General features: G+C 38.1%; 22 protein-coding genes, 1 tRNA gene and 2 pseudogenes. 18 read left to right on the forward strand and 7 right to left on the reverse strand.

Annotated features, from left to right (window positions below):
* The first annotated feature begins 3 nt into the window (after positions 1-3).
* The 7 genes and pseudogenes from G509_RS0111240 to G509_RS0111270 all read left to right on the forward strand — a co-directional run bounded on the left by G509_RS0111240 (position 4) and on the right by G509_RS0111270 (position 7,082).
* Positions 4-384 (forward strand): hypothetical protein, encoded by a 381-nt coding sequence (locus tag G509_RS0111240; protein WP_131450721.1) that lies wholly within the window; start codon positions 4-6, stop codon positions 382-384.
* A 1,115-nt stretch (positions 385-1,499) separates the two neighbouring features.
* Positions 1,500-1,655, forward strand: a complete 156-nt coding sequence (locus tag G509_RS23350; protein WP_154657770.1) for a hypothetical protein — start codon at positions 1,500-1,502, stop codon at positions 1,653-1,655.
* A gap of 402 nt (positions 1,656-2,057) precedes the next feature.
* Positions 2,058-2,174, forward strand: a pseudogene (locus G509_RS23735) (helix-turn-helix domain-containing protein); the annotation flags it as partial.
* Positions 2,165-3,400, forward strand: coding sequence for a DNA cytosine methyltransferase (locus G509_RS0111255; RefSeq protein ID WP_026991632.1), 1,236 nt, complete (start codon positions 2,165-2,167; stop codon positions 3,398-3,400). The pseudogene G509_RS23735 and the gene G509_RS0111255, both read left to right, overlap by 10 nt.
* Positions 3,390-5,675 carry a sensor histidine kinase gene (locus G509_RS21925; RefSeq protein ID WP_051200150.1) on the forward strand — a complete coding sequence of 762 codons (2,286 nt, stop codon included), beginning with the start codon at positions 3,390-3,392 and terminating at the stop codon, positions 5,673-5,675. Before G509_RS0111255 ends, G509_RS21925 begins: the two co-directional genes overlap by 11 nt.
* Positions 5,672-6,367, forward strand: a complete 696-nt coding sequence (locus G509_RS0111265; protein ID WP_026991633.1) for a hypothetical protein — start codon at positions 5,672-5,674, stop codon at positions 6,365-6,367. The genes G509_RS21925 and G509_RS0111265 overlap by 4 nt, the downstream gene beginning before the upstream one ends.
* Positions 6,351-7,082, forward strand: coding sequence for a hypothetical protein (locus G509_RS0111270; RefSeq protein WP_026991634.1), 732 nt, complete (start codon positions 6,351-6,353; stop codon positions 7,080-7,082). The genes G509_RS0111265 and G509_RS0111270 overlap by 17 nt, the downstream gene beginning before the upstream one ends.
* Positions 7,083-7,398: 316 nt before the next feature.
* On the opposite strand, the gene G509_RS23355 is transcribed toward G509_RS0111270, so the two are convergent.
* Together G509_RS23355 and G509_RS0111290 are read right to left on the reverse strand one after the other, a co-directional pair.
* Positions 7,399-7,575, reverse strand: a complete 177-nt coding sequence (locus tag G509_RS23355; RefSeq protein ID WP_154657771.1) for a hypothetical protein — start codon at positions 7,573-7,575, stop codon at positions 7,399-7,401.
* 1,556 nt (positions 7,576-9,131) lie between these two features.
* Complete coding sequence (locus tag G509_RS0111290) at positions 9,132-9,560, reverse strand: winged helix-turn-helix transcriptional regulator (protein ID WP_026991636.1); 429 nt, start codon at positions 9,558-9,560, stop codon at positions 9,132-9,134.
* Between the two features lie 137 nt (positions 9,561-9,697).
* Here G509_RS0111290 and G509_RS0111295 point away from each other — a divergent pair, with 137 nt between their 5' ends.
* From G509_RS0111295 to G509_RS0111305, 3 genes are all read left to right on the forward strand, one after another.
* A complete protein-coding gene (locus G509_RS0111295) occupies positions 9,698-10,567 on the forward strand; it encodes an SDR family oxidoreductase (RefSeq protein ID WP_026991637.1) in 870 nt (289 codons plus the stop codon).
* 90 nt (positions 10,568-10,657) lie between these two features.
* Positions 10,658-11,254 carry an NADPH-dependent F420 reductase gene (locus tag G509_RS0111300; RefSeq protein WP_026991638.1) on the forward strand — a complete coding sequence of 199 codons (597 nt, stop codon included), beginning with the start codon at positions 10,658-10,660 and terminating at the stop codon, positions 11,252-11,254.
* 17 nt (positions 11,255-11,271) lie between these two features.
* The gene (locus G509_RS0111305) at positions 11,272-12,267 is read left to right on the forward strand and encodes an alcohol dehydrogenase catalytic domain-containing protein (protein ID WP_026991639.1); all 996 of its coding nucleotides are present in this window, start codon (positions 11,272-11,274) and stop codon (positions 12,265-12,267) included.
* Between the two features lie 345 nt (positions 12,268-12,612).
* Here G509_RS0111305 and G509_RS0111310 read toward each other — a convergent pair whose 3' ends face one another.
* The 3 genes from G509_RS0111310 to G509_RS0111320 form a co-directional block, all read right to left on the reverse strand.
* Complete coding sequence (locus tag G509_RS0111310; protein WP_026991640.1) at positions 12,613-13,194, reverse strand: Crp/Fnr family transcriptional regulator; 582 nt, start codon at positions 13,192-13,194, stop codon at positions 12,613-12,615.
* Positions 13,195-13,274: 80 nt separating this feature from the next.
* The gene (locus tag G509_RS21930; protein ID WP_081663291.1) at positions 13,275-14,495 is read right to left on the reverse strand and encodes a fumarylacetoacetate hydrolase family protein; all 1,221 of its coding nucleotides are present in this window, start codon (positions 14,493-14,495) and stop codon (positions 13,275-13,277) included.
* Positions 14,496-14,518: 23 nt separating this feature from the next.
* Positions 14,519-15,475 (reverse strand): DUF6268 family outer membrane beta-barrel protein, encoded by a 957-nt coding sequence (locus G509_RS0111320; protein ID WP_026991641.1) that lies wholly within the window; start codon positions 15,473-15,475, stop codon positions 14,519-14,521.
* A 260-nt stretch (positions 15,476-15,735) separates the two neighbouring features.
* Between G509_RS0111320 and G509_RS0111330 the strand changes: the two genes are divergently transcribed.
* The 7 genes and pseudogenes from G509_RS0111330 (at position 15,736) to G509_RS21940 (ending at position 20,875) form a co-directional block, all read left to right on the forward strand.
* Complete coding sequence (locus G509_RS0111330; protein ID WP_026991643.1) at positions 15,736-18,120, forward strand: TonB-dependent receptor; 2,385 nt, start codon at positions 15,736-15,738, stop codon at positions 18,118-18,120.
* Positions 18,121-18,151: 31 nt separating this feature from the next.
* Entirely contained in the window at positions 18,152-18,478 is a 327-nt protein-coding gene (locus G509_RS23360) for a hypothetical protein (protein WP_154657772.1), read from the forward strand.
* A complete protein-coding gene (locus G509_RS21935) occupies positions 18,436-18,855 on the forward strand; it encodes a hypothetical protein (RefSeq protein WP_051200156.1) in 420 nt (139 codons plus the stop codon). The genes G509_RS23360 and G509_RS21935 overlap by 43 nt, the downstream gene beginning before the upstream one ends.
* A gap of 2 nt (positions 18,856-18,857) precedes the next feature.
* Positions 18,858-19,142 (forward strand): hypothetical protein, encoded by a 285-nt coding sequence (locus tag G509_RS0111345; protein WP_026991644.1) that lies wholly within the window; start codon positions 18,858-18,860, stop codon positions 19,140-19,142.
* 60 nt (positions 19,143-19,202) lie between these two features.
* Positions 19,203-19,364: a hypothetical protein gene (locus tag G509_RS23365; RefSeq protein WP_154657773.1), complete on the forward strand. Its 162-nt coding sequence runs from the start codon at positions 19,203-19,205 to the stop codon at positions 19,362-19,364.
* Positions 19,361-19,762, forward strand: a pseudogene (locus G509_RS23740) (recombinase family protein); the annotation flags it as partial. The gene G509_RS23365 and the pseudogene G509_RS23740, both read left to right, overlap by 4 nt.
* A 66-nt stretch (positions 19,763-19,828) precedes the next feature.
* Positions 19,829-20,875, forward strand: a complete 1,047-nt coding sequence (locus G509_RS21940) for a recombinase family protein (RefSeq protein ID WP_242604867.1) — start codon at positions 19,829-19,831, stop codon at positions 20,873-20,875.
* Here G509_RS21940 and G509_RS0111365 read toward each other — a convergent pair.
* Positions 20,876-20,949, reverse strand: a tRNA-Arg gene (locus tag G509_RS0111365). It abuts the gene before it with no gap.
* Between the two features lie 103 nt (positions 20,950-21,052).
* Here G509_RS0111365 and G509_RS0111370 point away from each other — a divergent pair.
* Positions 21,053-21,565: an adenine phosphoribosyltransferase gene (locus G509_RS0111370; protein ID WP_026991647.1), complete on the forward strand. Its 513-nt coding sequence runs from the start codon at positions 21,053-21,055 to the stop codon at positions 21,563-21,565.
* Here G509_RS0111370 and G509_RS0111375 read toward each other — a convergent pair.
* A complete protein-coding gene (locus G509_RS0111375) occupies positions 21,562-21,702 on the reverse strand; it encodes a hypothetical protein (protein WP_026991648.1) in 141 nt (46 codons plus the stop codon). The two genes, G509_RS0111370 and G509_RS0111375, sit on opposite strands and share 4 nt — an antisense overlap.
* Between the last annotated feature and the right edge of the window lie 81 nt (positions 21,703-21,783).

The raw sequence follows: 21,783 nt of genomic DNA on the forward strand, positions 1-21,783 counted from the left end.
GAAATGAAAAAAGAAATTCGAAATAAAACGATTATTTGTTTAGTAATAGTTTTCACGGTTGTTTACGTGTATAATAAATTTTCCACCAAAAGTATGATTATCGGTAAATATGTGAATAAAAATTATGGGAATACATTTATAGGGGAAAATCCTCATATTGCAGATACTTTAATTCTCTATGATAATAATCATTTTAGGAGTGGATATTATGGGGATGGGGAATATAAATTATTTTATGGTTTTAATGGAACACGTATTGCATTGTCATATAAAGATAAATATGGCGATAATGGCTTTACAACTTCAATTGATAGGTTATATTTTTTTGGGAATTTAAAAATTAATCTTTATGTTGATTTGAATCAATATTATGAGAAGATTTAACTATAAAAAATTTTATCTGTTAATGATTAGTTTTTTATGTAATGAAAAATTGGGCGTATAATTTAAGGTCGTGCTTGCATTCATAAAATGACACAGTTAAGTTGTCAAATTGAACATGCTATTGGTACGTCAATTTTTCCTGCGTGCACGAGCCTCTTGGCTCGTGCACGCAATGGGTGGTAATTTGCTTCTGGCCTCTTAAGGGATTGGTATACCAACGCTGCCAAAGCTATACTCTTTGTTTGAACCAATGTTGGCAACTACTTGCCTTTGTTTAGTGATGGCAGTGTGACAATATTATAAAACCGGGTTGTTTTGTTGGCAATTCCAGTTGCATTATATTTGCTATAGAATTGAATTATAATGTTCTTTAAATCAGGTTTTGCAGATTAACAAATTTTAGGATATGTTACATTTTAACTGTGGCATATTCGTGGCACACATTGAGTTAAAATTTAAAAGGCCAGTAAATATCCAGTATACAGAGATAGGTTCGAATCCCTTCCTAAAAAAAACTCCATTTAATTCCAAAAACCTTCATACGAAACTCTCAGCACTGCTGAGAGTTTTTTATTCTATATCACTTCGTAAAAACACCTACTTATTTATTAATATAAATGGTTTAATCTTGTTGGGGTAATTAGTCAGGACATCCAAACCATAAGTATAAACTTATAAAAAATCTTGTAATTCGAAATTTCTGTAAGATTATGAAAACAAAAAAGTGCTAAATCTTTTGATTTAACACTTTTTTAAGTGTGACCCCAAGTATACAAATTCCAAACCATTTTATGCAGGATTTAAAGAAATTGGCCTACTTTAACGGAGTTTATTAAGACATTTTCTATACGTTTTTAAAGTTAGTGGTTTATTTTGTCTAGTTGAGGATTTTGTGCATTTTAGTACCTTTGAATTGTGTGAAATCCATGACACTTATATATAAATCATGCGGGTGTGGCTCAGATCCGTCCGATATACTTCCCGGTCAAACGTTAAAATGATAGTGAGAATAATACATTTTTTGGACGTCTGCCGACTGGTTTACCGGCCGGCATTTTACACCCAGTGAGAGCGCCCTTGGATATGTGCAGAAGCTAAAGCACCGCTTTGTAGACATGAAGTTTATAAGCGCCGGCATGGCCAGGCACAAAAAGAGATCGCATCCGGTGTATAATAAAATCATCTGGAGGCATTACAGCAACATCATTCGGGAGATGGCTTATGGCTATATCGATGTTATTAAGGAGGCAATGCTGAGTTTGGAGGAATAAGCGATTTAATTGGAAAGCGATTCTATAAATTCATGAGGCAATAATAATCGAAAAAAACCACTTAAAAATGCGGTTAGTGTAGTTGTCGTTCGCCGGATGCCGGCAGATAGAGAAAAAGAATTCAGGGCCCTGATAGAAGCTACAGTTAAAGGCTACGGGCAGGAACCGTAATCCCTCTCAGGAGGATTTTTTATACCTAATGATAGGTATTTCTACCTGTTTTACAGCACTAAGTATTTGCCGCCCGTTAAAATTGTTAAACTTTTACATATATTTGCTTAATACACAAATAACTTGGCGTAAAGTTATGTAGGATTTAAATAGAATAAAGTTTTATTAGCAGAAATAAAAATAAAAAATAAATGGCTTTCGAAAGCTATAAATTAAAACGAAACTACTGTTTCTCAGTGGTGTAATAATTACAGACAGCCATCACTTGAGATACTTTCACAAATAGCAAAAGCATTAAATGTAGATATACGTCAGCTCCTAATACTACAAACTAAAATATGCCAGTAATAAATACTTATATAGACCTGTTCGCCGGATGCGGCGGATTATCCCTGGGTCTTAATCAATCAGAATGGCAAGGGCTATTTGCAATAGAAAAAAGCCCCTTTGCCTTTAAAACCTTAAAGCATAATTTAATAGATAATCTTGGGCATTTCAATTGGCCAGACTGGCTTGAGACTAAGAATCATGATATTAATTCGTTGCTTAAAAATAATCAGCAGCAATTAAAAGGATTACGCGGTACCGTAGACATGGTAGCCGGAGGGCCGCCCTGCCAGGGCTTTTCTACTGCAGGCAGGAGGGAAGAAAGCGATCATAGAAATGCACTCATTAGCTCATACATACAATTTATTCGCCTGGTACAGCCCAAAATTATATTTTTTGAAAACGTAAAAGGATTTACGCAAAGGTTCGATAAAAATAAGAGTAAGGGCATTAAATACTCTGAATTTGTACAAGCAAAGTTGAGGCGTTCAGGCAAAGATTTTGAAGGTTATGAGGTCTGCGGTCAGCTAATAGACTTCTCCCAATTTGGTGTGCCTCAAAAAAGGACTCGATTTATATTAGTAGGTATTCGTAAAGACATTTTCCAAAGCTTACATCATACACCTGAAGATTTTTTTGAGTTGATCAAAACCCATCGCAAAGAATTTTTAATAAATAAAGGCCTTGGCTTGACAGCAAATCTTAAAGACGCAATTTCAGACCTGCTGGAAAAAAATGGCACTGTGCAAAGTCCAGATTCCAAAGGATTCCTGTCGTCAGTATATAGCAAAGTGCAGAGCCCTTATCAAAAGCTGATGCGATCTAAAACTACTCAGGAAATTCCAGATAGCCACAGGTTTGCCCATCACAGCGCAGGAACTGTGCAAATGTTCCAAAATCTTTTAGACGCTGCCCCTAAGGGTAAAAAGTTAAGTGATGCGGATAAAGAACTCTTTAATGTGAAAAAGCGCGGTTTGTTTATGCTAGATGCTGCCAAACCAGCCCCAACACTAACCTCACATCCTGATGACTATGTACATTTCTCTGAGCCTAGGATACTAAGCGTTAGGGAATATGCCCGAATACAGACCTTTCCAGACTGGTTTGAGTTTAAAGATAAGTACACCACCGGCGGCATATTACGTAAGGTAGAAGTGCCCCGTTACACCCAGGTTGGCAATGCCATACCTCCATTATTTGGAGAGCAGGCAGGCCTGGCCCTTAAACAGATATTAAATGGCAGATGAAACCTTTAAAATAAGTGCTGCCCTTAAAGACCTTATTGGCCGCGAACTTATTACAGATGAATTTGTGGCCATATTTGAACTGGTCAAAAATTCTTTTGATGCTAATGCAACGAACGTCGAGGTGATTTTCGAGAATAACAAAAGCGAAAAGGATTTTGCGAAAATTATCATAAAAGATAACGGCAAGGGAATGACATCTGACGACATATCAAATAAATGGCTGTTTGTGGCATATTCGGCTAAGCGTCTTGGAATAGAAAATGAAGATTATCGTGATAAGATAAAGGTTAATCGTCTGTTCGCTGGAGCAAAGGGTGTTGGCCGATTTTCATGTGACAGATTAGGCAAACATCTAAAACTTACCACAATTAAGGATAAGAAAAATGCCGAAATTGAACAATTGAATATCAACTGGGAAGATTTTGAAGGAGTAGATGAAGAAATGTTTATAAATATTCCGGTCTCCCGTCAAACTATTCTTAAACATGAATATGGGATACGTCATGGTACAGTACTAGAAATTTCTGGGCTTCGAGAAGATTGGAATAGGAAAAAATTGCAAAGATTAAAACGCTCTTTGTCAAAGTTAATTAATCCTAATCAAAATAATGACAGTGAAAGGTTTTCGATAAAAATTGTTGCTGATGATGAAGCTACCGATGATAGATATGAAGAGAATCAACTCGATAAAATTAACGGAGAAGTTAAAAATTCAATATTTGAGACTCTTGAGATAAAAAGCTCCAATTTGCTAGTTCAAATAAGTGAAGACGGTAAAACCTTCGAAACGACACTTCAAGATCGCGGAGATATGATTTATTATGTAAAAGAAATAAATCCTTATCCTGAATTGAAAGCAATGTCTTTTTATCTTTTCCAGCTTAACCGGTCCGCTAAATACAGTTTTACACGTCTTATGGGTATTGCCCCAAAAAGTTACGGGTCTGTTTTCATGTATAAAAATGGCTTTAGAATTTATCCTTATGGTGAGCCTGGTGATGACTCTTTGGCTATTGACTTAAGAAAAAGCCAAGGAAGGAATAGATTTTTAGGAGCACGTGACCTAATTGGCCGAATCGAAATTAATGGTGAACAAAGGGAATTAAAAGAAACTACAAGTCGCGACGGAGGTTTAGTAAAAACAAAAACTTATGATAGTTTAGTTAGATTTTTCAAAGATTTTGTTCTTAGGAGATTGGAAAACTATGTCGTTGATATCATAAAATGGGGAGATGAGCGTATAAATCAACAGGGTGAAATGACTCCTGAATTATGGGCAAAAGATGTAAAAATTCAAATTCTTGAATTAATTACTGGATTTATTAATAAAAAGGGGATTTTAGAAATAGAATATGATAAAGATTTTTTAAATATTATTACCTCCAAGCAGGATAGTAGTGTTGATAAAATTGTAAAAAACATTTCTCGTGTAGCAGCTCAGTCAGGTAATGAGGAAATTGTCATTGAAGCTCGAAAAATACAGAAAGTAGTTAAAGAAATTAAAGCTGATGCTGACAAAGACAGAGAGGAATTAAAGAAAGAAGAAACTCTTAGGATTGTTGCAGAATCGGAATTGCAAACGGAAAAGATAAAAACAGAATTTTATAAAAAGCAATTAGCACCTGATGCAGATGCTTTAATCCACCATATTAAAAATAACAACATTGCAATAACCAAAGCGGTTGAAAATATTATTCAGGATATAAAGGATCCTACATATAAAAATGATGACTTAATTAGAGATCTTTCCTTTATTCTATTTCATTCCAATAAAGCAATCAAGGCTGCTAATATAATTACTCATGTAGATTTGTCTGAAAGTGATGCTCAGCACGTAGAGCTAAATAGTTTTTTAGAAGGCTATATTGCAAATTATCATGAGATTTCGAATTCAAGAAGAATTAAGTTTAAATATCAGCACACTGGTGGAATATTTAATGTCAAATTGAGTAAAATAGAACTCGCAATAGTGATTGACAACCTTGAGGATAATGCGTTCAAGTGGGGTGCCAAAAATATTTTAATTAAAACAAATACGGTCAATAACAAACTTTTTCAGATTGAATTTTGTGACGATGGTGCAGGGCTCTCAGATAAATATATTCTTGATCCCACTAAAATTTTCAAATTTAAAGAAACTGGTCTTTCAAATGGAACTGGTCTTGGTCTGTATGTTGTCGAGGAAATTTTGAACCGTATGGGGGCTAAGATTAGTTTTGTTGGGAATAAGGTGAACTTAAAGGGCGCTACATTTTTAATCGATTTTTCAAGATGATAGATAAGTACTGTATTCTTATAGATGAACGTGACCAGTCAAGAAATTTAAGATCTATCAAACGAACTTTAAAAGTTGACCATGGTATAAATTTTAATTATGTTCAAATAAACCCGAGTGAGAATAAATTCCAATCTATGGATGAAGGTAGTGATGTGCCTCGAGTAGACATGCGGAAAATAGAAGATGAGATAAAAACGGTTCCTTTTTTTATGAGAGCAAACACTATCGCTATTGATTACAATCTTGTTGAAGATGTACTTAATGGCTTTCAGGTTGGTATAGTTGTAAGAAAGCTTGGATACAAAATAAATAAAGAGATAATTATTTATTCTGCAGGAATTGAAAAAGCCATTGAAAGCATAATTCAAACCGGAAAGCTGGAAGAAATGCAAGATAAAATTCATCAGCTTGTTAAAGGCAAGTTCAATTTTATAAAACGTGAGGGTTATGAAAATGAGATAATAAAGCATATTAGGCAAGAACCGGCGTATAATTTTGATATAGTAATTACAGAATGGCTGCATCGATTTTCAGAAAGACAAATTATTGCAATCTTTCCGGCTTATAAAGATTACACTTTGGGACAGATTGCTCAGGAAATAGAAGCAAATACTTTATCGAGCCAAGAATTTAGAAAACATTTTATAGAATTCGCCTTTTCAATTTTGGTAGATGATGAAACTGCATAAAAGTGATATCATATGTATCTATCCCCATGATAGAACTACGTTTTTTTTAAGACGAATTATCAATCATTTGAAAATTAATTTAGGAGATAAGTTTTACTATATAAATCTTAAATTAAATGACAGATCACATGATGATTGTATTGCCGCTATAGAGCCACTTGAAGATAAGCTAATATTATTCTTAGGGCATGGAAGAAGTGATGAGTTATTTGGATCGTGTGGGGATGAGGGAGACAATTTATTTGTGAACCCAATTTTACTTTTAGAAGAAAAAAAATACTATAATAGAAAAAATTTCATTGGTAAAGAAAACGCGGCAATATTTAAGAATAAGATTGTTTTTTCATTGTCTTGTAATTCAAATGTCATTAAAAATTCAATAGGTGAAGCTTCAGTTGCGCAAGGTGCAAGAGCATTTATAGGTTTTGGAGATATTCAAACTGACTTCGATTTTGACAAAGATCTATCTAAGATGGAAGTTGCAATTTTTAAAGGCATTGTTGTTAGAATAATAAAGATTAGTGTTTTACAATCTTATCTATATAGTTATACGCTCGAAAATTTAGTAAATTTAATCAAAGTGCAAACAAATAAAGAAGTATACAAATTACTTTTAACTAATACTAGAGGGAAGAATAAATTGGCGAAGGAACTTTATAATTTTAAAAATGAGATTTTAATATTTGGAGATACGCAAATTCGCTTAAAAAATTAACTCCAGCCTAAAGCTGTGGTTTTGGTTATTCCAGCGGTTTGTAAGGATTGGTATTACTCCAGTCCACACCTCCATTTTTGTCTTAGGGTTTCAGCGGAAATTTCAATAACAAATTCAAGTCGCTTCATATTTTTGAATCTATACCAATCTCGCATCGAAGATACCCAGGCGCAGAGACGCTGCCAAACTCGAATCGTGTTCTCCCAAAAATTAAATCTCCAATTTTAGATTCTTGCCCAGGCACACACATAATTTGTTAATCTAAAATAGTTCCACGAACATCTCTTAAATTATGCTCACCTTCTCCAATGATAGTCTATAAAAACGCTCCGGTCAAGTTCTCTGAAATACTCTCTGCAATAAAACATGCATATGATTTTCCACCCGTTAATTTATCAATGGTTTCTTCATATAATTTAATTATCCTATTATTAGCTGCCTTAAATTCAATATTTAAAGAATCCGCTTTATGTTCTGACGCTTTTTGCATCATAGTGCTGTTTGATTGATAGACCTGCGGAAATCAAAGCCGCTATAATAATTCCACAACATCGTGATCCCTCCATCTATACTCAGTGTCTGGTTTTTCGGTAACTATTATCGTACCGAACTTTTCTATTGAACTGCCTGTTAACCAGAAGGTCAGCAAAGAGCCTATAATAATAAATAAAAACACAATGCCTATTACAGCTGCAGTTTTTTTGACCGGAGCGTGTCCGGTGTTGACAGTATTATAGTTTACGTTATGGGTAATGGTTATATCATCATCGCGCAGAAAATATTAGGTATCGCAATTTGTGCATGTGTAATAATCTGCCCTGATCTCCACTTTCTGTGTAGAACCGCACTTAGGACACTGTATCGCTTTTATTTCCTTGGACATTTTATCGTTGATGATATATTTTTACTTGTAAGATAGTATCGTTACTCAAATATAAAGACTTAAAGGATTGTGAAATATATCGATGTAGTAGCATGCAGCCTAATTAACAAACATTTATATAAATTATGCCAGACCTATGTATCGATTTGTGATTTTTCAATTTGTAATTTCCGTCTCATTGAAGAAGCCCTTAAACAGGTAATGCTTGCAATTAGATCGATTATTATCTGTAGGTATATAAAAGTAAACCGGAAGAAATTGCTAAGTGGATTGGCGAGCTTATAGATGTAAGGCACAAAATGATAGGTTGGTTCGGAGTAATGGTAGAGGTAATATACAATCATTTTCCTGAACAAAGTAATGCCAGCAAGAATAATCTCGGGCAAGATATAGTTGTCGGTTCGTTTGGATTTATAAATCGCTATCCATAAGCACAGCCCCAGGCAAACAACCATCTCAACAATAAAGTAGGCAACATGCACAATAGTGTAAGTAGCACTGTAGTCATGCTCTTAGAATGGAGCAGGGCCAGGAAATCCAGTACCTCGATCAGTAAATAAAAAGCATATAGCCCAAACAGAACTGAGCAGGATCAAATCTGCCTCCGCGCAGAAGCGGAAAGTGAGAGGAATTAATTTGAAAGAGGTACTTTCATATGTTACAGCGATGCAATTATGTATTTGAATTTTCTAATCTTGTGTTATGTTTACAAATTAGTAATAAATTGTCTTGTACAGAGACTCTGTACAGTTAAACATTTGTAAAATACATGCCGCACGATCTTTATTTGTTTTAATTGTAAACAGTCTGCTTGTATCCGAAAATATCGCAGAGGGCACTTGAATTGGCAGATTTTAACTTGACAACAGAGTACAGTTTTGATAATTCGCTCTCTTACATGCAGGAACCGTATATCATAAATTGTGTTGCAGAAGTGCGGGTTAAATTAGTCATGCTTACCATACTCGATAAAGAGGCAATTTATAAGCGATGTTTTGAAGCAATTCTGAAAATGAGGTATTTGCTAACAAAATCGCATTGTAATGAAAACACTGATGCTGATTAGTCAAAATGCATTTTATGTTTTGATATGAAAACTGCAGCTAAAAAGAAACCGAATGGAATTTGACTATAACAAAATTTTTCGATCGGCTCTTGACTGTTTATTAATCAACATTAACCTCATCATCAGCTGAGAGCTTCTCCATAACATTTTTTAGAAATTTAGACTTGTTCTTTTTTACTTCTTTCAGATAAGGTGACCGTACATCAGGTTTGGATAAATTTTTATCTCCCCAAAGGGCTATTTCTATCAGAGCAGGTATTAATTCAATTCCTTTTGGACTGAGCTTATAAAGCCCTTTAACTTTATTGTCAGGGTAGGGTAATTTACTGATAATTCCTTTATCCTCCAAGATCTGTAACCTATTAGCCAATATATTCGTTGCGATTTTCTCTTCTGACTTTGTAAAATCTCCATAAGTACGTGTTTTATACAGCATCAAATCCCGTACAATTAATAACGACCATCGGTCACCGAAAATATCCAATGATGAACTAATTGGGCAACCGGAACGATTTTCACTTGATTTCATAATTTCATATTTTTTACTTGCTTATTGAAAGTAATATTATATTTTTACACTTGCAAATTAAAAGTGTTGATCGTATTTTTTACTTGCATTTAAAAAGCAAATTTAATCATTTATAAACAAAAAAAGAATATTACATTATGACAAAGATTTTAGTAACAGGGGTAACAGGTGTAGTTGGAAAAGGAACAGTCGAACATTTATTAAAAAAAGGCGTTCCTGCAAACCAGATTATCGGACTTTCCCGTAAAAAAGAAGCAATTGAAGACCTTGTTGCTAAAGGTATTGAGGTTCGTATCGGTGATTATTTTGATTATGATTCATTAGTACAGGCGTTTGAAGGTGTTGACAAAGTATTGCTAGTTAGTTCTGTCGCTTTTACAGACCGGTTCACCCAACATTATAACGCAATTACCGCCGCCCGCCAGGCTGGTGTTAAGCACATAGTTTATATGTCAATTATGCGTAAAGAAGGTTCAGGACGTATTATGCCTGAAATTACGGAATCAGACCTTTTTACGGAACAGGTACTAAAATCATCCGGGCTTGATTATACCATCTTGTATAATCCGCCTTTTATGGATCTTTTATCATTCTACTATGGCTCCAATCCTTATGAAACTGGCATTAAAGTACCGGCAAATAACGGAAAAATGGCACCGGCAACTAGAAATGAAGTTTCTGAAGCCTACGCTGAAATACTATCCACGCAGGGACACGAAAATAAGACCTACTCACTAGGGGGAAGCGATTCCATTTCGTTTTCTGACATTGCAAAAATCCTATCGGAATTGAAAAGGCAACCTGTTGAATTTACCACTATAACACCAGAAGACTATATTGATTCGATTGTTGCACAGGGGCCACCGAAACATGTTGCTGAATTTATAACGAGTTGGGTAGTAGCAATCGAAGAAGGCGAATTCGAACAGCAATCCGGCGACCTGGAGCAGTTATTAGGTAGAAAGTCACAAACGTTCAAAGAGTACATATCGTCAACGTTGGCATAGAAGAGTGTCCTATAACAATAAGCGAAGTGTCTGAGAATTTTCCTCTCAGTCACTTCGCTTTAGTTTATCAACTTGTAAAGTTTAAAATATATGAAAATAGGAATCATTGGTGCAGGGCATATTGGCAAGGCACTTGCAAAGAAACTGATAGATGCAGGTTATCCTGTTATCCTTTCCAATTCCAGGGGAATTGAATCCTTACAGCCCCTCGTGAAAGAACTCGGAACGCTCGCGTTAGCTGGTACTACTGAAGATGCCTGTAGTGCGGATATAATTATTTTAGCTGTGATGTGGTGGGATATACCTGATGTCTTAAATAAACTAAAAAGACTGCTTGAAGGAAAAATACTTATCGATGTGAGCAATTACTTCTCGAAGGATGGGAATTCCCCAAAATTGGAAAAGCCAACGGGCGTTGTCGTTGCAGAACTACTACCTGATTCTAAAATCGTCAAAGCGTTTAACCATTTGTATGGAAAGTGGATCGAGGCAGATCCAAAAGTGGACAATGGTAAACGGGTCAGCTTTATTTCGGGGGATCACCCATCTGCCAATGAAACTGTTGGTAAAATAATAACAGATTTGGGATTTGAGGTGGTTGACCTTGGCAATTTGGAACAGGCGGGCCGTATAACTGATGTGGGTACAGCCTTATCGGGCCTGAATTTAATAAGTTACCCAATCTAATCTAAATAACAGTACTTATGAAAGCATTAGTTTACTATAAGAAAAACACCCTAGCTAACTTCGGAATCAGGTTAGAGGAAGTTGCTGAACCGAAAATAAGGGATACCGATGTTTTAGTCCGTGTTAAAGCATTTGGTGTTAATCCGGGAGAGGCCCTGTTTCGAAGGATTTTAGATGCACCTAAAAGGCAGTACCGAATTTTGGGCTATGAATTTAGCGGTGTGATCGAGCAAGTAGGTACGAAAGTAACGGGGTTCGGTATAGGTGACCGGGTATTTGGCTTAGGCGACACCACCAGGCAAGGTGCCTACGCAGAGCTTGTAGCGGCAGATTATAGATCAATAGCAAAGCTACCGGATTTTGCACCCTTTGATCACGCGGCGGCAGCCCCGGTAGCAACCGTGACTGCTTATCAGTCCTTATTTCGTATTGACAATGAGTTACCACCTGATGTTAAGACCGTTTTAATTTTAGGTGCTGCAGGGGGGGTGGGGTCAATGGCCATACAGTTATTAAAAGCAAAAACCGATGTGACGATAATTGCGACGGCTTCCAAGCCTGGATCCCAAAGTTGGGTCAAGGATCTTGGAGCAGATATTATTGTAAATCACCACAATGATGTAATAAAGCAACTGAATGATGAAGGTATTCGCCAAGTTGATTTCGTTTTTGCCGTTAATGGTCTTAAGAGTGCACTATCGTGGCTTCCGGAAATCATAAAACCTTATGGCTATCTGGCAACGATTGAGGGAGACAATGATATAAATCTTTGGCAGCTAATGAATAAATCTGTAACTATTTTCCTGGAGATGGTTTTTTCAAAGTCGCTTTTCGGGGTAGATCAGCAAAGCCAGGGAAATATACTCCGTGAATTAATTGGATTTGTAGTTGAAGGAAAGGTCAAGTCACCAGTTAATCAAACATTTAACGGATTGAGTGTAGACAATATTCTTCAGGCGCATACCATTCTTGAAGAAAGGAGCACGGTGGGTAAAATTGTAATTAATATTTAGGAATTTGTGGGGTTTAGGCATCAAAAATAAACTATGGTTGATAAGCGTTTTATTAGTACAGACCGATATTTAGCCTTGCCCCGCTTAGTAATGGACGCTTGTAGATTATTCAATGCTATATAATAATTCCCTGAGGAAGAGCGTCGTCAAGTAAAGGACTGTTTGTGTACTTTTGCGCATATCCATAGCCGTTCTTTTGTAAATCTTGATGACGTTTTTTACCACCAGACTTTCAGGTAACCTTCAAAATTGTAGAACATTGCACCGTCTTGAAAATCGTTTAAAACAAGCGGAAAATGATGGGGATATTAATTGTCCTTAAAAGAGCACACTACACAACATTTATTACATTTTCTTCCTGATCCTGCTAAGATGTTCTGGAGTTAACCCTAAATAGGATGCAATGTAGTATTGTGGCACCTGCTGAATTATATGAGGATATGATGCCACGAAATCACGGTACTGCTCCTCATGGGTTGTAGCAATTATTTTTTTACGTTTTTGTTCCGCATTGCAAAATATATGTTCAATAATTAACCTGCCGAAACGTTCCCAGATTTTAAACTCATCGAAGAGTTTATCAATCGCTTCTTTTTTCAGGATTATTAATTCCACATCGGTGAGTGCTTCTAAATATTGCTCTGAAGGCGTCTTTAAGATAAAACTTTGATAGTCACTGGTGAATTGGTTTTCACCCATAAAATCGACTGTAGTTTCCTTATCGTTTAGATAAAAATATTCCCTTAGTACACCAGAGTTTAGGAATGCAATGAAGTTACAGACCTGTCCTTCCTTTAACAGGAACCCCTTTTTTTCAATAGACTTAAATTGGATTGCATCAACGAAAGCTTTCCACTCCAGCGCATCCGGCTGAACAAACTGCCTTATAAATGCCTCTATTTTTACCATCGATCCCAACTCAGCCATTTTAACCTGTTTTAGATGGTAAATATATAAGTTTTTACCAATCCCAACGGTTAAGAACATGCGATTATTAAAAAACGATACTACTTGCCAATACAGGTTGCTATAGTGCCGAGATAGTTTATTGAACTAACAACATGGTCTCCGGGCTTAAGATAGCCAGGGTTTTTTAGATCCTTCTTTAAATATTGCTCTACTATATACGAGTGCATTTTTTTGCTGAAAAACTTACCGGTAAACAGGTATTTTAGGACCCTGCTAAGAATGAAGCTGCCTGTTGGGGCATTAAACACTACTCCTGATGGTGTACCTGTAATGATGATACTGTTGGGCGGTATGCAGTCGCCCTCAAACAATTTAACCTTCTTATCCTGGAAGTAGCTATCATATTTACCTCTTTCTAGGAGGGTTCGCCTGATAATTTCATCAATATTCCAGACCATATCTTTTGCACTTCCTTTTTGCCTTATTTCTCCGTTAACCGACAGTTGCAGCTGTAATTCTGTTACAAAATACCGCCAGTCTTTTGGAATAACCATATAGGGACCGGTTGGCAGAAAACCCACTTTACTTTTAGCATCAGGGAACCCTTTGCCACCGGTTACATTTTTGCTGTCCATTTTACGCATGAGTTCAGCCCTGTCCGTAAAATCATTTACCACTAAAAATCCTATCATCATATGGCCAAGATCTGCGGAAGAACAAACTGCTGACGGGAATACAATACCAAGCTCAACCTCATGATCCAGTAGCCATCCCTTTTGATAATCTATTTTGTGGATTCCAGGGTCGGTCTGCACAAATTTCGGAAACATAAATGGCTTAACCTGCCCTGTTTCCTTTCCGTGTTCCGCGTAGTTTATACCGATGGCAATATGTTCCTTACCCTCCACACAAGGCAGGAGTTCATCATATTTTATACTGACTTTATCAGAACCCGACCGGATGTACCGAACTACGGTACTAAACTCTAAACCTTTAATAACATCAAAAGAATTCCGGTCGTATCGCGATAATTGCTCACTTAAGTCGATTCCTATAATACGTTCACCATCATCTTCAAGAACAGCAACGGTATGTACCCTCCCGTCCTTTATGTACCTGCTTAGCGTCAGGGCATCTTCAGGTTCCTTTATAGTTTTATGATTCTTTCGTATATCAGCTTCGGCAATGGTATCCGCAAGTATGGCCAATTGCCATTGCGCCTTATATACATCAGGGTTCGACATCATAGAAAATGCAGGATATATATTTACCAATACCATCAGGCAGCTGAATGCCCTACAAATCATTAGTTTGCTCATTATAAATTATATTAAATGACGTGTTACTTTTTTCCCGGGACAATCCGGTAGCTTAAGCCTACCCTAAAAGAGAGGCCGCCGCTCACTTCCGGATTTAGGGGGTCTTTCCGGTCACCCATTTCATAGAAATCTATAAACCCGTCGGCTTTGTCATCCTTATTATAAATTTCCATATTCCTGATAAGGGTATAAGCCGCCGTTGCGCGGATGGCCCACTGTGGTGACACATAATATTCGGCAAATAGGCCGGGATTCACAGTATTGTATTCAAAATAACGGTCCTGGTTATCCAGCCTGTAGGTAGCGTTCTGTACAAAAAGATTAAAGCCGGTATTCACCTTTTCGTTTACAGCATAACTGGCGGTAACATTATGAGGAAGGTCACCAAATATCCTCCATCTGTCAGTAGCCTTCCAGTCCATGCCTACCAAGGCAACATACTGCGGGCCATAGAATTGCCTCCTGTAACCCAATGTAGCTTTCCAGGTGAGATTGTCGTTAACTTTCCAGCTTCCTCTTACTATGGCGGCGAATTTAATATCAGAGCCCTTCAAATTTTTATAATCACTATTCATTGTCGGCATGAATAACCCGGTAAGGTTAAACTTGCTGTTAACCATTGTACTATAGCCTAATGTTGGTGAAATACTGTAAACACTTGATACTTCAAAAGCAGGGTGGGAGCCGGCAAAAGTGAAAGCTTCAAGATTGCCCCCTACCAACAAGTATCTTGATCTGTCCTCGGCCAGAAAAATGGGTACTGTTGTACCTATTTTAAAATTACTGCCTGTAAAATTCTGCTCGCCATCCGGCGTCTTAATTTTTATGGGCATAACCTCATAGCTTATGTTGGCACCCTCAATGTAACCCTGCCCATAGCTTAGCCCTGACAAAAGCATAAATACAATGGCCAGGCTTGTAGCAACACGGGGAATATATGCCGTTGTGTTATGTGATTGTAGCTGGTTAGCATACTTCATTTTATAAGGGTTTTAATTATTGGCAAAGCTATTCCAGCTCTTTGCCAAACTCATTGATGTTTATCAATTTCGAACCTATTTTAAAAAAATCTATTCCTAAGCACTTATTGATAAACATCAACGGCAGGTTGATCCAACCGATACATCTTTGCAATGTTCTCAATTGGTATACACAACCAAATCCTCTTGGATGATAATAATTGCCGCGAGAATTCATACGGTCCAGTCCAAAATAATTTAAAACCATAATACAATCCAATATGAAAAAGTACATTTTTGTAATTGCATTTCTTTTGATAAATGCACTATCCTTTGCCCAGACAGGTATAATCAGGGGAACATTAACCGATAAGCAGTCGGAGAAACCGCTCCCGGCGGCAACAGTTGAGCTCATAAGTGATCCTAATATCGCGGGTACAACCGATGAAAATGGCGCATTCTCATTGACGAATATTCCGGTAGGCAGGCAGAGCGTAAGGGTAAGTTTTTTAGGATATGAGAGTATCACCGTCCCTGATATCGACGTTACTTCAGGGAAAGACGTCATTATTGCCGTTGCTTTGATTGAGAGTTTCAATACACTACAGGAAGTTGTTATTAGTGCCGGAAACAATAAAGCCCGGACCGTAAATAAAATGGCTGCGGTCTCGGCAAGGCAATTCTCCACCGAAGAAGTCAACCGCTATGCCGGCGGGCGTAGCGATGTGGCCAGGCTGGCATCAAATTTTGCAGGTGTATCTACAGCGGATGACAGCAGGAATGACATTGTAATACGGGGGAATTCACCTTCGGGATTATTATGGCGCCTGGAAGGGATTCCTATACCCAGCCCGAACCACTTTTCAACACTGGGAACAACCGGAAGCCCGGTTTCTGCTTTAAACCCGAACCTTTTGGCTAACTCTGATTTTATAACCTCTGCCTTTCCGGCGGAATATGGTAATGCCATTGGCGGTGTTTTCGACCTTGGACTGCGAAAAGGAAACGCAAGCGATTATGAATATACGGTGGGCGTTGCAGCATTCCCGGGTGTGGAAGTAATGGCGGAAGGACCCTTAGGAAAAAAAGGGGGTTCGTTTTTGGCAGCTGCCCGTTACGGTATCGTTGGCCCATTAGGCTTTGCAGGTTCTACGGCTCAGCCCAATTACAGCGACTTTTCATTTAATGTGGATTTTGGCAAGGGGAAATTAGGCAATGTATCGGTTTTCGGAATTTTGGGTACATCAAACATCGACCTTATAGGCAAAGATGTAGAGCTTGATGGCGATGACTTATTTGCAACCAGGGACGAGGATCAGTTTGTAAAATCAGGGTTTAGTGCATTTGGTGCAAAACATACAATAGATGTTGGCTCATACTCCGTTTTAAAGACCGTTGTTGGCTATTCTTCTTCAAACAATAGCATAAAAGAAGACCGCTACTATAATTTAGATACGCCGGAGCAAACTAAAATACGATTCGCAGATGGTGAGAATACCGAAAGCAGGTTTACGTTTTCCACCTTGTTAAACTCTAAAATTTCCAATAAGCTTACCTTTAGGACGGGCGTGCTTTTGGAACTTTTCTCACTCGACACTAACTTATCCGACAGGGACAGGCAAGCCGATAATGACGGTGATGGCTATCCGGATTATGTAAACCTGCTTGATACCGATGGCAATTATTCGATTTTGCAGCCTTATGCCATGGCACAGTACAGGCTAACCGAAAAGCTAACACTTAATGCGGGGGTTCACGGACAATACTTTTCATTAAATGAGCAAGTAGTGGCAGAGCCGAGGGCGGCGCTGACCTATGCCCTGAACAACGCAAACTCCTTTAGTATTGGTTACGGGTTGCATCACCAAAACGTGGCAGCACCTTTGTTATTTTTAAATGAAAATATAGGCGGTACTTTAGTGCAGACCAATAAAGACCTTGACCTGGTTAGAAGCCAGCACTATGTTGTAGGTTACGACACCCGTTTTGCCGATAAATGGAGGGCCAAAGTAGAGATGTACTATCAGGCGGTTGACAAAGCAGCGGTAGAGAGCACCCCAACCAGTTATTCGTCATTAACGGAAGGTGCCGGTTTTGGATTTTCAATTGATAAAACGTCCTTGATTAGTAAAGGTAAAGGCTATAACCAGGGAATTGAGCTAACGCTTGAAAAATTCTTTAGCAGGGGTTATAATGTACTATTTACATCTTCTTTTTTTGAAAGTAAATACAAAGGGAGTGATAACATCGAGAGGGATTCGCCTTTTAACAACGGCTATGTAATTAATGCTTTAGGTGGTAAAGAATTTAAAATAGGTAAAGCTAAGCAGAACGTTTTTTCCATCAATGGTAAAGTTACAACAGCCGGTGGCCGCCATTACACCCCGGTAGATCTTACTGCCTCCATTGCCAATGGATATGAAATAAAAGATGACCTTAAAGCGTATAGTGAACAGTATGATGCCTATTTTAGGATGGATATCAAATTTGCGGTAAAACTGAATAGCAGCAAGAAGAAAAGCTCCCATTCTTTTTATGTAGATTTTCAAAATGTTACTAATAACGCTAATGTTTTTACCAAAAGCTATAACAGGGTTACACAGCAGGTAAATCAAATAGACCAGATAGGCTTCCAGCCCGATTTTGGTTACAGGTACCAATTTTAGGTTAAATATAAATAACAAAATATAAAAAATCATGGAACCTACAGCCCAGATTGTATACTATCTCGATAACACTAACATGTCTATTGTTGAAATTGAAAATGATGTAGTTGGTCTGAAAGATATTTTATGGATCATCTACTATAAGAGCAGGAAGACCGTTAATTTTTTTAAGTTTCGTCACTCCGGCTCGTTGAGGATAGAGGAACGAAATGGTAAGCGCGGTTTTTTTCATGGGAGCAAAAACAGCAAACAACATTATATTGAAATTGACCATCTTGTTGTTCCATTCAGCGAAAAAACTCCGGACGGGTCCAGATGGATTTTAAGGATGCCGATAGCAAAGGAAACTTTGCCCTGAAGCACTACCATGAAAATTATGGTTACAATCTTGAATCAGTACTTGCAAAACATCCTATCAAGGAACTTGAAAATAATTCGCATAAGGAAGACCTTATTAACTCCCTTAAAAAGGGTAACCTTCAATCGGCCACCTTTATAAAAGATGGACAGGAAGTTAAACAGTACCTTGAGGCGACACCCCAATTCAAAACCTTGACCGTGTACGATGCCGACATGAAACGACTTGACACAAGGCAGGGTACAGCCCAGGAGCAGTCACAGGGAAAAAATGAAAGTAAAGGCCAGGACGCGAAAAAGCAGCAGTCGGCTGCTGCTGAGGAAGGACCGGGTGAATCAAAAGAGAAAAAGCAGCGCCCTAAAAAACAATCCTTGTAGCCATGCAGAGCGAGAAGCCCTTACTGCACTTTTTTGCGTCGATAAGCAATGATTATCGTATCAGCAGCACACACATCTGTGTTTTTGCCGCATTGCTGTATTACAGGGCAGTCAGGGGCTTCTCTAATCCTGTATTTGCTTATAGTGCCGACATTATGTCAATCGCTAAGCTATCTGCCCCTAAAACCTACCGCAAATGCATCAAAGACCTGAGTGAGTATGGCTATCTGCGGTATGAGCCATCACTCAAAAAAAACCAGGCGAGCAGGATATACCTGCCCGAATAGATTTCCTTAAGTAAATCAAAAGCCCGCAAGCGGGCTTTTTTTAATTTAATGCAATTGACCATGAAAGAAGAAGAAGAAATTATAGGAAAAATTAGCCCCCAGGATGCTTTGCGAATGCTGGAGGCGGAAGGGTTATCAATAAGCCTGGAACAGGCAATAAATGTCTTGGCTATTCTGCGAAAAATCGCTAATATAGCTGTTTCCAAATATTTAGAGCGATGAAAAGGATTGCAGACTTATACGTTAGGGTGAGTACCGATGAACAGGCTGAAAAAGGCTACTCACAAAGGAACCAGGAAGAACTACTTCGAAAATACTGTGGTATTAACGACATCCAGATCCGGGATGTCATCTATGAAGACCATTCCGCAAAGACATTTAACAGGCCCCAGTGGAAAAAGCTATTGGTGAACCTTTAAAAAAATAAAAACAAGATCGATCTGGTACTTTTCATGAAGTGGGACAGGTTCAGCAGGAATGCCGGAGATGCTTACCAAATGATAAGCCTTCTCAGGAAACTCGGCGTAGAACCCCAAGCTATTGAGCAGCCCCTTGACCTTGCCATACCTGAGAATAAGATGATGCTTGCCTTCTACCTGGCCGCCCCTGAAGTTGAAAACGACAGGCGTGCCCTAAATACATTTCACGGGTTAAGGCGTGCAAAGAAAGAGGGCAGGTATATGGGAATGGCACCTTACGGGTATGACAACAAGATTACCGACGACGGGAAAAAACATATTGCTATAGTGCCTAACGAGGCCAAGGTAGTACGATGGATCTTTGAGGAGATTGCTAAAGAGGTATTTAATTCGGAGTCCATTTACCACATGGCAAAGGACAGGGGACTTACCTGTACAAAAGGTAATTTCTGGATCATTATAAAAAACCCTGTTTATTGCGGAAAGATTGTCGTGCCAAAGTACAAGGACGAGGATGCGATGTTGGTGAATGGGCAGCACGAAGCCATAATCAGTGATGGGCTGTTCTACAGGGTACAAGACGTTTTAGAGGGGAGATCAAGGAATTACAGGCCAAAAGTACAGACCACTGAGAATTTTCCGCTCAGGGGCTTTTTCCTCTGCCCTCAATGTGACAGGAAGCTTACCGGTAGCAAATGTAAGGGACGCCACAAATATTATTACTATTATCATTGTGAGGCAAGCTGCAAGTACAGAATAAACTCAGAAATAGCTAATGAAAGGTTTATTAACCACCTCAACACTTACAGGCCAATACCAGAAGTGAAAAAATTATATTCAGCTGTACTTTTGGAAGCATATAAAGAGCATACTGGTAATGCAGCAAGCGAAAAGAAGAAGATGCTTGCCCAGATAACCGAGTATGAAAAGAAGCTTTCCAATGCCAGAAACCTTCTTGTGACTGAAAAAATCGATGTGGAGGATTATAATTTAATGAAGGCCGATTATAATTCGGTTATCATCAAAATAGAAAAACAACTGGGCTATACAAATTTTGAAAAAGGAGACATCGAAGATTTAATGAGCAGGGGACTTAACAATCTGATATCTATAGGTTCAGCTTATGAGAACAGTACGCTTGTAGAAGCCAGAGAGCTAATTGGTTTAATTTATCCCGAAAATTTCACATTTCGCGGAAGCACTTTCCAAACCGCTCGGGTCAACGAAATTTTGAACTGTATCTATTTGGTTAACAATGAATTAAAGACAAAAAAAACGGGACAAAAGACGATTTTTTCGCTTTGTCCCGAGTAGTGACCTCGACTGGATTCAAACCAGTAACCTCTTGAGCCGTAATCAAGTGCGCTATTCAGTTGCGCCACGAGGCCTTTTGTTTGCGTTATCAGTGTGTTTTATCATCCTGATTGCGGGTGCAAATATATAAATAAATCATTAACTTGCAAACCTAAATTGATAATAAAAGCCAAAAAAATGACACTTAATCAGTATATACGTGAGGTACAGGATTTTCCGAAACCTGGAATTGTGTTTAAAGATATAACTCCATTGCTTGGTAACCCCCAGGCGGTGCGCGAATGTATGGCTTTGCTTATAAATAACCTGCGCGACCGTAAAATAGATAAGGTGGTAGGGGCAGAGAGCCGTGGCTTCTTTTTTGCCACTTTACTGGCTTATGAACTTGGTTCCGGGTTTGTACCGGTGCGTAAGCCTAAAAAATTGCCTTATGAGACTATATCGGCCACATATGAGCTGGAATATGGTACAGACATACTTGAGGTGCATACCGATGCTATAAAGCCGGGAGACCGCGTTTTAATACATGATGATGTATTGGCTACCGGTGGTACGGCAAAAGCAGTGTGCGAATTGGTAGAACGTTTGGGTGGGGTAATTGTGCAGTGCAATTTTTTAATGGAACTATCTTTTTTAAAAGGCCGCGAAAAAATTGGCAATTACGAGGTGTATGCTCCGCTGGTTTATTAACCTACGGCACGGGTGGTAACATAATATTTCCAGGCAATTATGGCTTTCTGCATTTTTGTAGCCTTAGTAAGGTCTAATTGCTCTTTGGTGTAATTGGGCAAAACCCAATGGTTTATTTTTGCTAAAATTTTAAACATAATATCTTGAGTTTTTGGTATACCAAATATAAAAAAAAGACTGCCCTTTTGGGCAGTCTAAATTCATAATAAATTGTTATT

The organism is Flavobacterium subsaxonicum WB 4.1-42 = DSM 21790, assembly GCF_000422725.1.
Classification (GTDB): Bacteria; Bacteroidota; Bacteroidia; order Flavobacteriales; family Flavobacteriaceae; genus Flavobacterium; species Flavobacterium subsaxonicum.

What these genes read in the sequence shown, in the direction of transcription:
- G509_RS0111240 (WP_131450721.1), top strand. Translation starts at nt 4, where the DNA reads ATGAAAAAAGAAATTCGAAATAAAACGATTATTTGTTTAGTAATAGTT.
- G509_RS23350 (WP_154657770.1), top strand. Translation starts at nt 1,500, where the DNA reads ATGAAGTTTATAAGCGCCGGCATGGCCAGGCACAAAAAGAGATCGCAT.
- G509_RS0111255 (WP_026991632.1), top strand. Translation starts at nt 2,165, where the DNA reads ATGCCAGTAATAAATACTTATATAGACCTGTTCGCCGGATGCGGCGGA.
- G509_RS21925 (WP_051200150.1), top strand. Translation starts at nt 3,390, where the DNA reads ATGGCAGATGAAACCTTTAAAATAAGTGCTGCCCTTAAAGACCTTATT.
- G509_RS0111265 (WP_026991633.1), top strand. Translation starts at nt 5,672, where the DNA reads ATGATAGATAAGTACTGTATTCTTATAGATGAACGTGACCAGTCAAGA.
- G509_RS0111270 (WP_026991634.1), top strand. Translation starts at nt 6,351, where the DNA reads ATGATGAAACTGCATAAAAGTGATATCATATGTATCTATCCCCATGAT.
- G509_RS23355 (WP_154657771.1), bottom strand. Translation starts at nt 7,575, where the DNA reads ATGATGCAAAAAGCGTCAGAACATAAAGCGGATTCTTTAAATATTGAA.
- G509_RS0111290 (WP_026991636.1), bottom strand. Translation starts at nt 9,560, where the DNA reads ATGAAATCAAGTGAAAATCGTTCCGGTTGCCCAATTAGTTCATCATTG.
- G509_RS0111295 (WP_026991637.1), top strand. Translation starts at nt 9,698, where the DNA reads ATGACAAAGATTTTAGTAACAGGGGTAACAGGTGTAGTTGGAAAAGGA.
- G509_RS0111300 (WP_026991638.1), top strand. Translation starts at nt 10,658, where the DNA reads ATGAAAATAGGAATCATTGGTGCAGGGCATATTGGCAAGGCACTTGCA.
- G509_RS0111305 (WP_026991639.1), top strand. Translation starts at nt 11,272, where the DNA reads ATGAAAGCATTAGTTTACTATAAGAAAAACACCCTAGCTAACTTCGGA.
- G509_RS0111310 (WP_026991640.1), bottom strand. Translation starts at nt 13,194, where the DNA reads ATGGCTGAGTTGGGATCGATGGTAAAAATAGAGGCATTTATAAGGCAG.
- G509_RS21930 (WP_081663291.1), bottom strand. Translation starts at nt 14,495, where the DNA reads ATGAGCAAACTAATGATTTGTAGGGCATTCAGCTGCCTGATGGTATTG.
- G509_RS0111320 (WP_026991641.1), bottom strand. Translation starts at nt 15,475, where the DNA reads ATGAAGTATGCTAACCAGCTACAATCACATAACACAACGGCATATATT.
- G509_RS0111330 (WP_026991643.1), top strand. Translation starts at nt 15,736, where the DNA reads ATGAAAAAGTACATTTTTGTAATTGCATTTCTTTTGATAAATGCACTA.
- G509_RS23360 (WP_154657772.1), top strand. Translation starts at nt 18,152, where the DNA reads ATGGAACCTACAGCCCAGATTGTATACTATCTCGATAACACTAACATG.
- G509_RS21935 (WP_051200156.1), top strand. Translation starts at nt 18,436, where the DNA reads ATGGATTTTAAGGATGCCGATAGCAAAGGAAACTTTGCCCTGAAGCAC.
- G509_RS0111345 (WP_026991644.1), top strand. Translation starts at nt 18,858, where the DNA reads ATGCAGAGCGAGAAGCCCTTACTGCACTTTTTTGCGTCGATAAGCAAT.
- G509_RS23365 (WP_154657773.1), top strand. Translation starts at nt 19,203, where the DNA reads ATGAAAGAAGAAGAAGAAATTATAGGAAAAATTAGCCCCCAGGATGCT.
- G509_RS21940 (WP_242604867.1), top strand. Translation starts at nt 19,829, where the DNA reads ATGGCACCTTACGGGTATGACAACAAGATTACCGACGACGGGAAAAAA.
- G509_RS0111370 (WP_026991647.1), top strand. Translation starts at nt 21,053, where the DNA reads ATGACACTTAATCAGTATATACGTGAGGTACAGGATTTTCCGAAACCT.
- G509_RS0111375 (WP_026991648.1), bottom strand. Translation starts at nt 21,702, where the DNA reads ATGTTTAAAATTTTAGCAAAAATAAACCATTGGGTTTTGCCCAATTAC.